The 13,926-nt window shown below is 59.9% G+C and carries 8 protein-coding genes; 6 read left to right on the forward strand and 2 right to left on the reverse strand.

The annotated features are described in order from the left end of the window. The first annotated feature begins 154 nt into the window (after positions 1–154). The 3 genes from EV561_RS02815 (at position 155) to EV561_RS02825 (ending at position 2,747) form a co-directional block, all read left to right on the forward strand. Positions 155–1,444: an Hsp70 family protein gene (locus EV561_RS02815; RefSeq protein ID WP_132517372.1), complete on the forward strand. Its 1,290-nt coding sequence runs from the start codon at positions 155–157 to the stop codon at positions 1,442–1,444. Positions 1,445–1,509: 65 nt separating this feature from the next. Further along, entirely contained in the window at positions 1,510–2,409 is a 900-nt protein-coding gene (locus tag EV561_RS02820; protein ID WP_132517374.1) for a uracil-DNA glycosylase, read from the forward strand. 146 nt (positions 2,410–2,555) lie between these two features. Then, on the forward strand, positions 2,556–2,747 hold the full coding sequence (locus EV561_RS02825; protein ID WP_132518064.1) for a hypothetical protein: 192 nt from the start codon (positions 2,556–2,558) through the stop codon (positions 2,745–2,747). 153 nt (positions 2,748–2,900) lie between these two features. Here the strand turns inward: EV561_RS02825 and EV561_RS02830 are convergent, their stop codons facing one another. Continuing rightward, a complete protein-coding gene (locus EV561_RS02830; RefSeq protein WP_132517376.1) occupies positions 2,901–3,773 on the reverse strand; it encodes a hypothetical protein in 873 nt (290 codons plus the stop codon). 326 nt (positions 3,774–4,099) lie between these two features. Here EV561_RS02830 and EV561_RS02835 point away from each other — a divergent pair, with 326 nt between their 5' ends. The 3 genes from EV561_RS02835 (at position 4,100) to EV561_RS02845 (ending at position 10,783) form a co-directional block, all read left to right on the forward strand. Next, positions 4,100–5,338, forward strand: a complete 1,239-nt coding sequence (locus tag EV561_RS02835; protein ID WP_132517378.1) for an MFS transporter — start codon at positions 4,100–4,102, stop codon at positions 5,336–5,338. 228 nt (positions 5,339–5,566) lie between these two features. After that, complete coding sequence (gene pepN / locus EV561_RS02840) at positions 5,567–8,215, forward strand: aminopeptidase N (protein ID WP_132517380.1); 2,649 nt, start codon at positions 5,567–5,569, stop codon at positions 8,213–8,215. Positions 8,216–8,446: 231 nt separating this feature from the next. Further along, positions 8,447–10,783, forward strand: coding sequence for a PAS domain-containing sensor histidine kinase (locus EV561_RS02845; RefSeq protein ID WP_132517382.1), 2,337 nt, complete (start codon positions 8,447–8,449; stop codon positions 10,781–10,783). 104 nt (positions 10,784–10,887) lie between these two features. Here the strand turns inward: EV561_RS02845 and EV561_RS02850 are convergent, their stop codons facing one another. Continuing rightward, positions 10,888–13,842 (reverse strand): bifunctional [glutamine synthetase] adenylyltransferase/[glutamine synthetase]-adenylyl-L-tyrosine phosphorylase, encoded by a 2,955-nt coding sequence (locus EV561_RS02850; RefSeq protein WP_132517384.1) that lies wholly within the window; start codon positions 13,840–13,842, stop codon positions 10,888–10,890. Positions 13,843–13,926 lie beyond the last annotated feature (84 nt).

A 13,926-nucleotide genomic window follows, 5' to 3' on the forward strand; every position in this document is an offset into this window, starting at 1 on the left:
ATCGAACGGGCGCCCATTCGGCGCCCGTTTTGTTTGAGCCTTGCGCTTGAAGCTTAGCCATGCCATGACGCGCCCTCTTTGATGAAAGGCGCGTCTCGCCTTTTCCGGGGCTCCGTTCCCCTTCCAGACATTTTTGGCAGTAAGGAGTGCGAGCATGGCTCAGGCACTGGGTTTTGACTTCGGTACGACGAATACGGTGCTGGCGCTTGCCGACGGGCGCGACACACGGTCGGTCGCGTTCACCAGCACGGCGGGTACGGCAGACAGCATGCGCACCGCGCTGTCCTTCATGAAGGATCCTGATCTCGGCGCCTCTGCGCTGAAGGTCGAGGCGGGGCATGCCGCGATCCGGCAGTTCATCGACAATCCAGGCGACTGCCGCTTCCTGCAGTCGATCAAGACCTTTGCGGCAAGCGCCCTCTTTCAGGGGACCTTGATCTTTGCCAAGCGCCACTCCTTTGAAGACCTGATGGAAATCTTCGTGCGCCGGCTCCGCGCCTATGCAGGCGAAGGCTGGCCATCGGGCATCGGCCGCATCGTTACCGGCCGGCCAGTCCATTTTGCCGGCGCCAACCCCGATCCGGCGCTTGCCACCCAGCGCTATAACGAAGCCCTATCGCGTTTCGGATTTCCGGAGATCCACTATGTCTACGAACCCGTCGCCGCCGCGTTCTATTTCGCCCAGAACCTGAAATCAGATGCGACGGTCCTGGTTGCCGACTTCGGCGGCGGTACGACGGACTATTCGCTCATCCGCTTCGAGACCAAGGCCGGAAAGCTGACGGCGCAGCCGATCGGCCATTCGGGTGTCGGTGTAGCCGGCGACCATTTCGACTTCCGCATGATCGATAACATCGTCTCGCCGGAGATCGGCAAGGGCAGCCAGTTCAAGAGTTTCGACAAGCTGCTGGATGTCCCCTCCTCCTACTATGCGAATTTCGGCCGCTGGAACCAGCTTTCCATCTTCAAGACCTCGCGTGAGTTTGCAGAATTGAGGAAGCTGGTGCGCACCAGCATGGAACCGGAAAAGCTGGAGACCTTCATCGAGCTTGTCGATCACGACGAAGGCTATCCGCTCTACCAGGCCGTCTCGGCGACGAAGATGGCGCTATCGGCGACTGACGAAGCAGAGTTCAATTTCCCGCCGCTCGGGGCCGCCGGGCGCAAGACGGTACGTCGCGCCGATTTCGAGAGCTGGATTGTCGATGATCTGGCACGGATAGAAGGCGCGCTCGACGACGTCCTGGAGAAGACCAACACGGCCGTAGGCGATATCGACAAGGTCTTCCTCACGGGCGGCACATCGTTCGTTCCCGCCGTGCGGCGCATTTTCACCGAGCGCTTCGACGCCGATCGCATCGAGACCGGCGGCGAACTGCTGTCCATCGCCCACGGTCTGGCGCTCATCGGCGAGCGTGACGACATCACCCAGTGGACCGCATAGGGAACGGAGCGTTGACGGGTGAAGACGCCCTTCCCTACCTGCCGGCACTTCGATAGACTTTGCCCATGATCTCCGCCAACGACCTCTCCCCGGCCGAACTCGCCGCACTTCTGCATTTCCATGCAGATGCCGGCGTCGACTGGTTGTTGGAGGAAGAGCCCGTCGACCGCTTTGCGGAATTCGAGGCAATGAAGCTAGCGCGGCAAGGTGCGCGCACAAGCCAGCCGAGAATTGACACGCCGTCGCAGGCGCCTGCGTCAGCCGCTCGCGCGCAGACGGAACGCCGGCCCGCCGAACGCCAACCGGCACCTTCGGCCTCACCACAATCGCGCAATGCGCCAGCCATTCCCGACGATCAGGCTATCGAGCAGGCAAGGTTCGCCGCCGAGAGCGCACGCTCGCTCAGCGAACTGAAGACAGCGCTGGAAGCCTTCAATGGCTGCAATCTCAAGAATAGCGCCCGCTCGACCGTCTTTGCGACCGGCGATCTGGAAAGCCGCATCATGGTGATCGGGCCGATGCCTGGCGCCGACGACGATCGCGAAGGAATTCCTTTCGCCGGAAAGGCCGGGCAGATGCTGGATCGGATGCTCGGGGCTATCGGCCTTAATCGCCAGCAGATCATGCTAACGAACGTCATTGCGTGGCGGCCGCCGGGCAATCGTGCGCCCTCGGTACCGGAAATGGAAATATGCCGACCCTTCATCGATCGGCAAATCGCGCTGGCGGAGCCGAAGGTGCTGCTGCTGCTCGGCAACTTCACGGCGCGATTCTTCTTCGGTGGCAATGACACGATTCTTGGGGTTCGTGGCCAGTGGCGCGACGTCTGGATATCGGGAACCAAGATACCGGCGATGGCGAGCCTCCATCCACAGGAATTGCTCACCGCCCCAATCAACAAGAGATTGGCCTGGAACGACCTTTTGGCGTTCAAATCGCGTGTTCGGACGGAATTCCCCGGCTAAAGTTTCGGCAATATTAAAGTAAAATGAAACAAGCCATGTATTTTTCGCATAGCAGTACCACATTTGGGCACATTGCAGAATCAATGCTGCACTGCAATATTAGCGTTGTGTCTTGGGAGGAAACCCGATTGTCAGGAACCAAGGCCATGACCGCACGCTATCGTCCTATCCATTGTGGGTTTGAAACCCTCCGCCATGCCAGCGAATCGGCACGCAACAGCCAGACCTACCGCCGCATCGGTTCCGCTGCCAATGAGCAGATGATTGCCCGGGGCACAGGTATTTCCGCGCGTGTTGCCCGTCCAACAGCCATTTTCTCCGATTTTCGCGAGTGCTGATCTGTGCTTGTCACCAACATCATGCAGGGCCAAGCGCAGCTGAAATCCAATGCGATTTCGGCAAGGGCAGGATGAAAATCCTGCCCTTTTTATTTTCGCATTTTCAGTAGACCTTTTCATCACGCAAGCGCCGGGCAATTTGCCCGGCGTTTTTTATGTGCCGCTTGCGCCCATATCCTGGGTCGCCCAGGCAAAGGCTTCGTCGACAATCGAAAGCTTGACGGCCTGCCAGCCGCAATATTCGTCGAGAAAATCGCGTGACATCCACAGCTGCGTTTTCTTCGGAGGATCGTACCAGCCGACGCAGCCTCGACCAGCCGCCTTCCGCAACAGTCGCTGCAGATGCGTTCGCGACATCATGAATTGTCCGGCGAGAACACGCGTGTCGATCCGGCCGATATCAATCTGCTCACTGTTCCGAACCTGGCAATCGAGGTTAGCGATCAGATGATCGACCACCAATCCACCCGCTTCCGTCCACAGGAAGAGCCCTACCCGCTCCGGTGGCTCGCGCCAACGAAGATCGTTCAGGCAATTGCGAGCCACCCGCGGCTGCAAGAGATGCATGAGGTGCGGGTTGGCGGAGAGGACATCGGCGCGATTGCCGTTGTCGAGCAGATCGAGTGCGGCCAGATTGGCAAGGCACCATCCGAACATCGCCTTCTGACTGACATCAGTTGGCACATATCGCCGTGGACGGCGTCCCTCCTCCTCTGAAGGGGAGAGGATGAAGCGATAGGTCTTCAGCTCTTCGATGAAACTCAGAACGGTATTCCGGCTCGCGACGCGATATTCGGTGATCGCATCCCTCAGGCCCACCGTGGTCAGCCCCGAAAACGGCTGGGCCGGATCACGCTCGTGATGGAGCGCATAGGCAACCTGCGTCAGAAGCCAGCGTTGATGGGACGCGAGAAGACGGGCCAGCCTCGGCCCATTGTCAAAGCGCTCTCGCAGAGTTTTCGCCAGAAAGCGAAGGGAAGGAACAATGTTGGGATGACGAGCAATCTGCTCGGCTGGGAGCGTCAAGATGGGCCTCCTCATGCGCCCAAAACACACAAAAGAATTCTTCCGGACAAGAACGTCCGGCTTATATTTTCGTTCGAGATGCCACTCCAGGCAGGACCCCGGAGCATCACATAGCATGCTATAATTGTGCGAAAGCTCCGATCATGCAAGATCATTCACTTATAAATTATCGCTGTTCTCCGAGCAACGCTGACCGTCGCAAAGACGTGCTTCGGTGTCCATGATGTCGCTTGCGTCAGTGCCTGTCGCGATTGATCGCGCCTGGTTCGTAGGATAGAGCAAGGTTCACTCTGAACGCGGTCATCCACTCAAAGACTGGAAATCCCATGCTGGTCAGCCTCGTCTCGATCGCCAGTCTCATGTTGTCAACGCTGTTGATGATGATTGGCTACGGTCTCATGAACTTCGTCGTGCCGATCCGCTCTGTCGCGGAAGGTTGGTCGACCTTCACGATTTCCTGTATCGCAACGGGCTACACGTTCGGGTTCACGATCTCGTGTATCATTACGCCCAAATTCGTCCAGCGCGTCGGTCACGTCAGGGTTTTCGGGGCGTTGATATCGCTGCTCTGCATCGGCGTTCTGCTTTGTGCGCTTATGGTGGATTGGCGCGCCTGGATCGCCTTCCGCTTCATTAGCGGTTTCGGCATAGCGGGAAGCTATCTCATCATTGAAAGCTGGCTCAACGAGCGTGTCACCAACGACAACAGGGCGACGATCTTTTCCGTCTACATGATCACCTGCCTTGTCGGGTCGATCGGCGGCCAATATCTCGTTCCGCTCGGCGATCCCAAGACAACCTATCTCTTCATCCTCTGCGGCGTCATCTTCTCGCTTGCCATGTTGCCGACGGCCCTGTCGACGGCGCAATCACCGACGCCGATCGCCCAGGCCAAATTCGACCTGCCGAAACTATACCGGCTGTCGCCGATCGCCTTCGTCGGCTCACTTCTGTCGGGCGCTCTCTCGGGCACCTGGAGCAGCCTGGGCGGTGTCTACACGCAGAATATCGGGATGAACACCGCGCAGGGCGCCACGCTTCTCTCCTGCGTTCTGGCGGGCGGCGCGGTTTCGCAAATGCCGATCGGGCGCATTTCCGATATGATCGACCGACGCATCGTCATGATCGTCTGCGGCGTGGTCGGTGTCATCGCCTGTGTTTCGATGACGCTCCTCAGCGTGGAGTCGCAGGTCGCTCTCTATATAGGCGGCTTCTTCGTGGGCACGATGCTCTACCCGATCTATTCCATCAACGTCGCCCATGCGAACGATCGCGCCGCGCCGGACGAATATGTGACCATATCGAGCGGCATCATGATCCTTTACGGTCTCGGAACGGTTTCCGGACCGCTCGTCGGCGGCGCCTTGATGCAGTTTGCCGGCCCCCCCGGACTTCTGTGGTTCCTTGCCCTCGTCTTTGCATTTTACGCCGGCTATGCCGGCTGGCGCATGGCAATGCGCAAGGCGAATGAAGGCCGAATCGAAAAGACGGGCTTTCAGTCCCTGCCCATTCCGGTCCGGGGGACCGATGCGACGCCACGTTCCGCGATATCGCCAAGCGAATAGTTAGCCGCCCACCGGCGGCAGCACGGCTGCGTTCAATTTCCGGTGAACAGACGGCGACTTCGGCCACAAATAAAACTTGCGGTAACCCTGCCAGCAAAACTTGGAAACTCCGTCGAGAGGCTTTAAGTTTAGTTCAGAATTTAATGTAATTGTACCAACAGAAGTCTCCATCCGACGTCTTACCCCGAAGAGCAAAACCGGGGACGGCAGGCCTGACCAGGAAACACCATGCGCACAGATACCGGCCAGATCATTAATCTGGCAGACTACCGTCCCACCGATTTTGTCCTTGAACGCGTGGATCTCACCTTCGAGCTCGATCCCACCGAAACCAAGGTCGAAGCCCGGCTGATCTTCCATCGCCGCGAAGGCGTCGAGCCGAGTGCTCCGCTTGTTCTCGATGGCGATGAACTCACGCTCTCCGGTCTCCTGCTCGACCAGTCGGAAATTCCGGCCGAGCAATATACGGTCCTGCCGGAAAGCCTGACCATTCGCGATCTTCCGGCAACGGCTCCGTTCGAAGTGACGATCACCACGATCATCAATCCGGAAGCCAACACCCAGCTGATGGGGCTTTATCGCACCGGTGGCATCTACTGCACGCAGTGCGAAGCGGAAGGTTTCCGCCGCATCACCTATTTCCCGGATCGACCCGATGTATTGGCGCCCTTTACGGTCAATATCATCGCCGACAAGGCTGCGAACCCGTTGCTGCTGTCGAACGGTAATTTCCTCGGCGGCGCCGGCTATACCGAAGGCAAACATTTTGCGGCCTGGTTCGATCCGCATCCGAAGCCGAGCTATCTCTTCGCACTGGTCGCCGGCGATCTCGGCGTCGTGGAAGACACTTTCACCACGATGTCGGATCGCGAAGTCGCCCTGAAGATCTATGTCGAGCACGGCAAGGAGCCGCGTGCAGCTTACGCCATGGACGCGCTGAAGCGCTCCATGAAGTGGGACGAAGAAGTCTTTGGCCGCGAATATGATCTCGATATCTTCATGATCGTCGCCGTCTCCGACTTCAACATGGGCGCGATGGAGAACAAGGGCCTCAACGTCTTCAACGACAAGTACGTCCTTGCCGATCCCGAGACCGCGACCGATCAAGACTACGCCAATATCGAGGCGATCATCGCGCATGAATATTTCCACAACTGGACGGGAAATCGCATCACCTGCCGCGACTGGTTCCAGCTCTGCCTCAAGGAAGGCCTGACGGTCTATCGCGACCACGAGTTTTCCGCCGACCAGCGCTCGCGCCCGGTCAAGCGCATTGCCGAAGTGCGGCACCTGAAATCCGAACAGTTTCCGGAGGACAGCGGGCCGCTCGCCCATCCGGTCCGCCCGACGAAATATCGCGAGATCAACAACTTCTATACGACCACGGTCTACGAGAAGGGCAGCGAAGTCACGCGGATGATCGCGACCTTGCTCGGCAAGGACATGTTCAAGAAGGGCATGGATCTCTATTTCGAGCGGCATGACGGCCAGGCCGTAACGATCGAGGATTTCGTCGCCTGCTTCGCTGAGGTCAGCGGCCGCGACCTCACCCAGTTCTCGCTCTGGTACCACCAGGCTGGAACGCCGCTGGTAACGGCATCCGGCAGCTATGATGCCGCCGCCAAGACATTTTCGCTGTCACTCGAGCAGATGATCCCGGCAACGCCCGGCCAGTCGTCCAAGGAGCCGATGCATATCCCGCTGCGGATGGCGTTACTTTCCGAAGACGGTTCGCTGATGACGCCAAGCTCGGTGACATCAGCGGAACTGACCGACGATGTACTGCATCTGAAGGAGCGTACGCAAACCGCAGTCTTCCATGGCATCCCGTCCCGTCCGGTCCTGTCGCTGAACCGCAGCTTTTCGACGCCGATCAACCTGCATTTCACACAGAGCGCCGCCGACCTGGCGCTGGTTGCCCGCTTCGAGACCGATCACTTCGCTCGCTGGCAGGCGCTGACCGATCTGGCGCTGCCGAACCTCTTGCAGAGTGCGCGCGACGCCCGCCAGGGCGCGCCGGTGACCTGCGATCCCGCCTTCATCGACGCGCTGCTGGCAGCTGCGTCGGACGAAAGCCTGGAACCTGCCTTCCGCGCACAGGCTCTGAGCCTGCCGAGCGAAACCGACATTGCGCGCGAGCTCGGCAGCAACAATGATCCCGACGCCAACCATGCCGGACGTCAGGCGGTCCTCACCCAGATCGCCGAGGCTGGAAGGGACATCTTCGCCGCACTTTACGAGAGCATACAGACCCCGGGCGACTTCAGCCCGGATGCAGCCAGCGCCGGCCGCCGGGCTCTGCGCAATGCCGCACTCTCCTATCTGTCGCTCTCCGACAACGTACCAGCCCGTGCCAAGGCGGCGTTCGACGCCGCCAACAACATGACGGATCTCAGCGCCGGGCTGACGATCCTTGCTCATCGTTTCCCGGATTCGCCGGAAGCGCAGGAGGCGCTGTCGACCTTTAAGGATCGCTTCGAAAACAACGCGCTCGTCGTCGACAAGTGGTTCGTGATCCAGGCAGGCATTCCCGGCGCAGGCGCGCTCGAGCGCGTTCAGGGCCTGATGGAAAGCCCCCTCTTCAAGCGCACCAATCCCAACCGTGTGCGCGCCCTTATCGGCACTTTCGCGTTCGGCAACCCGACGGGCTTCAGCCGTGCCGACGGCGCCGGATATCGCTTCCTGGCCGACGAAATCCTCGACATCGACAAGCGCAATCCGCAGCTTGCCGCACGCATTCTGACCTCGATGCGCTCATGGCGGTCGCTGGAATCAGATCGTGCCGACCATGCACGTTCAGCCCTGATGCAGATCGATCGCGCGGCAGATCTTTCGACCGACGTGCGCGATATTGTGGAGCGCATTCTCAAGGAATGAATCGGCGCTTGCATGAGTGATTCGCAAGGCGGGTGTTTTTACATCCGCCTTTTTTCGTTGAGCCTTGCAACAATCGTTACGGTGCCGACTCGTTCGCGAAGAAAATCGTGCGCGTGCAAACAGTTAAGAAAGTTTTACCGCAGGCTCTGGACAAGGCGAATCAGCAATGATTCATTACGACAGGTTCGGGCGAGCGGCGCAGCGAATCATACGAGGGACAAGGCTAACGAGATGGTGGACGTGCGGCGGGCAACCGCAGCCGATGGACGGCTGCGTGTCAATTTCGGCGGGCTGAAATCGTGGCATGGCGGCCTTTCCGGCCGGACAGGATTGAACGCCGCCGCTGTCTCACGGCGCTTTCCCCAGATCGAACTCATCCTGAGACGTGCCATCCCCATCCTGATCGTTGCCTTTCTTGCTGTCGTCGCTGCGTCCCGCATGTTCGGCATGATGACGGAGCATTCGCGGATAGAGTCGGCTTCGCGGCATGCAACGTCGCTCTCCGCTGCTGCCGCATCCGCCGCCTTCTCCAATGATCCCGGTCTGTTTCAGGCCGCGGATCGTGGATCGGCCGAAAAAAGACTTTCCACCTATCTGCCGCAGGACCGGCTCGACGGCGGTGCCTTCATCCTCCTTGTGCAGGCGAGCGGTCGGGTCTTTGCCTCATCCGCAGCGGGCTCGTCCTATGTTGGTCTTTCGATTTCCGATTTCTTTCCCGAGGTTTCGGCCATCCGTCACTTCGGCGACCGCGCAGGCGTGATAGAGACAACGATCGCTGGCGCTCCCTACTACGCGGCAATCTCCCTCATCGGCGACCGCGGCGATTTCATCATCTCGGCGGCGTCGCTTAACCAGATCGACGAGCTCTGGCGGCAGGAACTGACCCTCAACGTCACGCTTTTCGCCGGTATCTCGTCCATCCTTCTCGTCATCCTCTATGCCTATTACACGCAGGTCCGCCGGGCCCGCGATGCGGACGAGATTTTCCTGGAATCCAACCTGCGCGTTGAAACCGCCCTGTCGCGTGGTCGCTGCGGGTTGTGGGATTTCGATTTTTCCAGCCGCGAATTCTTCTGGTCACGATCCATGTACGACATGCTCGGCTTGCCGGCATCCGACAAGACCCTGTCCTTCGGCGATGCGGCGCGGCTGATGCATCCGAACGACAACAGCCTCTACAAGCTCGCCCGCACCGTCGCCAAAGGCAATGCCGGCCAGGTCGATCAGATCCTGCGCATCCGCCACGCCAAAGGCCACTACGTCTGGATGCGGGCTCGCGCGCAGGTCATCCGCACCAATTCCGGCCGCGTCCACATGATCGGCATCGCCATGGACGTCACCGAGCAGCACCGTCTGGCGCAGCGCTATGCAGAGGCCGACCAGCGTCTGGCCGATGCGATCGAATGCACGTCCGAGGCCTTCGTCCTCTGGGACAAGAACGACCGGCTGGTGATGTGCAACGCCCACTATCAGCAGGCCTACGGGCTGCCCGACAACGTGCTCGTTCCGGGCACCGAGCGTTCGGTTGTCAATGCGGCGGCGGCCCGCCCCGTCATCGAGCGACGCATCGCCGATCCCGATCGATCCGGCTACTCGCAGACAACAGAAGTGCAGCTCGCCGACGAGCGCTGGCTGCAGATCAACGAGCGCCGCACCCGCGACGGCGGCCTTGTCTCGGTGGGCACCGACATCACCCTCCTCAAGCGCAACCAGGAGCGCCTACGCGAATCCGAGCGCCGCCTCATGGCGACGATCAACGACCTCTCAGCGTCGCGGCAGATCCTTGAACGCCAAAAGGCCGAGCTTTCCACGGCCAACACCAATTATCTGGCCGAAAAAGATCGTGCCGAGGCCGCGAACAAGGCGAAATCCGAATTCCTCGCCAACATGTCGCACGAGCTTCGCACGCCGCTGAACGCAATCCTCGGCTTCTCGGAAATCCTGCAGAACCAGATGTTCGGCCCGCTCGGCTCCGGGAAATACAACGAGTATGCCAAGGATATTCATGACAGCGGCAAGCATCTGCTGAACGTCATCAATGATATTCTCGACATGTCGAAGATCGAAGCCGGCCATATGAAGCTTTTCTGCGAGAAGATAGATCTTGCACCGCTGATCGAGGAATGCCTGCGCTTCACCTCGGTACCTGCAGCCTACAAGGATATCGTCGTCGAGCAGCGCATCTCGTCGGATATCAGGCTGGTCGCCGATCGGCGCGCCATGAAGCAGATCCTGCTCAACCTTCTCTCGAACGCCGTGAAATTTACCAATAATGGCGGACGGATCGCTGTACGCACACGGGAAACCCGCAACGGCGTGGTATTGACAATCGCCGATACCGGCATCGGCATTCCGAAATCGGCTCTCGGCAAGATCGGCCAGCCCTTCGAGCAGGTTCAGAGCCAGTATGCCAAGAGCAAGGGGGGCTCGGGTCTCGGCCTTGCGATCTCCCGCTCGCTCGCCTCGCTGCACAATGGCCGCATGAAGATCCGCTCATGGGAAGGCCAGGGGACGGTGATTTCCGTCAGCATTCCCGACCAGGGCAACGGCCGGACCACCGCCGTCTAGAGCATTTTCGCTTTTCTTCGAATCGCGGAAACGCTCTACCTATTTGATTTGACGCAATTCCGGACGCAAAACCGTGGCACGCTTTTGCTGGAATTGCTCCCATTTCATGCAGCGACGGTCCGCTGAAAGACAGCACGCACCGCCTTCGACAGCCGCCGCAGCTCTGCTTCCAGCGTCCTGATATCAGGGCAATCCCCTGCCCGGCAAACCAGCTCGATCAAGCCCGCCGGCGCCTTTTCCGGATCGAAGGGACCGTCGACACACAGGCGAATAAGCTGCGACAGATCCGTATAGAGCCGCAACGCCTCCAGGCAAAGATCGAGATCATTTCGATCCATCAGCCGCTCGCCCAGCTGCCGCAGCGCCTCATCGGTGCTGACGCCGTTGGTATTCAGATGCAGGGCTTTCGCGGGCGCGATCAGTCGCAGATATTGCGCGATAAACTCGATATCAATCAGCCCGCCGGGAATGAGTTTCAGATCCCAAATACTGGCTGGCGGCTTCTCCTTCTCGATCAGCGCCCGCATCTCGGCGACGTCTTTGGTGATCTTGGCCAAATCCGGTTGAGTTGACAGCACCTCGTCAATAACGCGCTCTGCATCACTGATGAGACCGGCGTCGCCGGATAGAAGACGGGCGCGGCTCAGCGCCATGTGCTCCCAGGTCCAGGCTTCCTCGCGCTGATACTTCTCAAAGGAGTTGATGCGGGTTGCGACAGGGCCCTTGTTGCCCGATGGTCGCAAGCGCATGTCGACCTCGTAAAGCACGCCTTCTGAAGTTGGGGCGGACAGCGCGGAAATCAGCCGCTGGGTGATGCGCGTGAAATATCGCGTTGCATCCAACGGCTTGGCGCCATCGGAATCGTCCGCGGCATCATCATAATCATAGAGCAGGATGATATCGATATCGGAGCCGGCCGTCAGTTCGAAGCTGCCAAGCTTGCCCATTCCCATCACGGCCACGCGACCGCCTGGATAATTGCCATGCGCTGCCCTGATCTCCTTCAGAACGGCATCAAGCGCGGCTTCGACGATCAGGTCTGCCAGATGGGTGAAGGCATGCGCGGCCATGGCGCCGTTGATCGAGCCTGTCAGCAGGCGGATGCCGATCAGGAAGCGCTGCTCGGAGGCGAAGATGCGCAGCCGGTCGAGCGTTTCCTCATAATAACGCGCCGGCGCCAGAAACCCCTTGATCCGCTCTGCCAGATATTCCCGCGTCGGCAATTCTGCCATCAGGCCGCGATCGAGCATGCCGTCGAAGACATGCGGCTTGGCCGCGATGATCTCGGCGAGGCGCGGTGCTGACGACATGATGTTGACGATGAGGGACAGCAGCGCCGGATTGTTGCCCAGGAGCGAGAAAAGCTGGATGCCGGCCGGCAGTCCGGAAATGAAGTTGTCGAAACGCAGCAAAGCCTCGTCAGCCCGCTTGCTTTCGCCGAAGACGCGAAGCAGTTCCGGTATCAGTTCCGTCAGCCGCTCGCGCGCCTCAACCGATTGCGTGGCGCGGTAACGGCCGTAATGCCAGGTGCGGATGACCTGCGAAATGTCGGAGGGCCTTTCGAAGCCGAGCCTGCGAAGGGTCTTGAGCGTATCGGGATCATCCCCCTGCCCGGTGAAGACAAGATTACCCGTCTCCGTCGACAGCCTCGCCTCCTGCTCGAAAAGCTGGGCGTAGCGATGCTCCACGATCCTCAGAATGGACACGAGCCGCTCGGAAAAGCTCGACGTGTCATCGAAACCCATCATGAAGGCGATGCGCTTCAGCTCTACCTCCGTTTCGGGCAGAAGGTGGGTCTGCTCGTCGCGAACCATCTGGATGCGGTGCTCGACATCGCGCAGAAACCAATAGGCCTCTATCAGTTCGTCGCGTGTTTCGGCATCGATCCACTTTGCCTTGGTAAGCTCCCCCAAGGTCTGCTCGGTCGCGCGGGACCGCAATGCCGGCATTCGCCCGCCGGCGATCAGCTGCTGCGTCTGGACGAAGAATTCGATCTCGCGGATACCGCCTCGCCCAAGCTTGACGTTGTGGCCCTTCACGGCAATTGCGCCATGTCCCTTGTGAGCATGGATCTGCCGCTTGATGGAATGGATGTCGGCGATCGCGGCATAGTCCAGATACTTGCGGAAGACGAAAGGCACGAGGTCGCGAATGAAGGCAGCACCCGCGTCGAGATCGCCGCCAACCGGGCGCGCCTTGATGAAAGCGGCACGCTCCCAGTTCTGGCCCCTGCCCTCGTAATAGATCATGGCCGCATCGACGGGGATGGCGAGCGGGGTTGAGCCGGGATCGGGCCGCAGACGCAGGTCAGTGCGGAAAACATAGCCATCGGCCGTGCGCTCCTGAAGGATGCGCACCAGGCGCCGCATCAGCCGCGGGAAAATGTCGATCGCATCGTCGGGATTGGGAACGATGCCCGCCGTTTCATCGAAAAAGACAACGAGATCGATGTCGGATGAATAGTTCAGCTCTTCCGCGCCAAGTTTTCCCATGCCGAGAACGATGACGCCGGAGCCTGTGCTCGGAGTGGAGGGATCGGGGAGCACGAGCTTGCCGCTTTCGTGCGCCGACAGGAGCAGGTGATCGATGGCGGCGGAAATGGCAGCTTCCGCCAACGCGCTTAGCCACCAAGTCGTCATGCGGCCATCGAAGATACGGGCGAGATCCGCAAGCGCAATCAGGAAGGAAGCCTTGCGCTTGGCGATGCGCAGGCGGCTCATCACATCCGATTCCGAGGGCGACCCTGCGCCTTCGGAAGGAAGCCACGCCCGCCGCGCCTCGGCGACCAGTTGCTCGATCTGCGGTTCCAGGGGTTCGCTGATTGCCGCCGCCAGCAACGCGGGATCGAGGTTGGCCATTTCGCGCAGATGCGGCGACAGGGTCAGAACGCTGACAACGAAATCGCGCAGAGGCGTTGCACCATCGACAAGGGCGGCAATCGTCGGCTCCGTCGCGCCGATAGCCTTCAGATCGGCCAGCGCGGATTTCGCCTCCGTCTGGTTGAGAGGCCGCAGCAGCGCGGATGGAACGTCCTGAATGCGATGATCGGATTTCGTCATGCGGCTTTTCCGATTGATGGGACAATGGCGGAAGCCGCAGGAGGAATCACGAAGCGGCCTGCAGCCTAAACTAGGGCCAGCTTT

It is taken from the genome of Rhizobium sp. BK376 (genome assembly GCF_004341625.1).
Taxonomy (GTDB): Bacteria; Pseudomonadota; Alphaproteobacteria; order Rhizobiales; family Rhizobiaceae; genus Rhizobium.

Excerpts from the sequence above, each read along its gene's own strand:
- EV561_RS02825 (WP_132518064.1), top strand. The coding sequence starts at position 2,556 with ATGACCGCACGCTATCGTCCTATCCATTGTGGGTTTGAAACCCTCCGC.
- EV561_RS02835 (WP_132517378.1), top strand. The coding sequence starts at position 4,100 with ATGCTGGTCAGCCTCGTCTCGATCGCCAGTCTCATGTTGTCAACGCTG.
- pepN (WP_132517380.1), top strand. The coding sequence starts at position 5,567 with ATGCGCACAGATACCGGCCAGATCATTAATCTGGCAGACTACCGTCCC.
- EV561_RS02820 (WP_132517374.1), top strand. The coding sequence starts at position 1,510 with ATGATCTCCGCCAACGACCTCTCCCCGGCCGAACTCGCCGCACTTCTG.
- EV561_RS02815 (WP_132517372.1), top strand. The coding sequence starts at position 155 with ATGGCTCAGGCACTGGGTTTTGACTTCGGTACGACGAATACGGTGCTG.
- EV561_RS02845 (WP_132517382.1), top strand. The coding sequence starts at position 8,447 with ATGGTGGACGTGCGGCGGGCAACCGCAGCCGATGGACGGCTGCGTGTC.
- EV561_RS02850 (WP_132517384.1), bottom strand. The coding sequence starts at position 13,842 with ATGACGAAATCCGATCATCGCATTCAGGACGTTCCATCCGCGCTGCTG.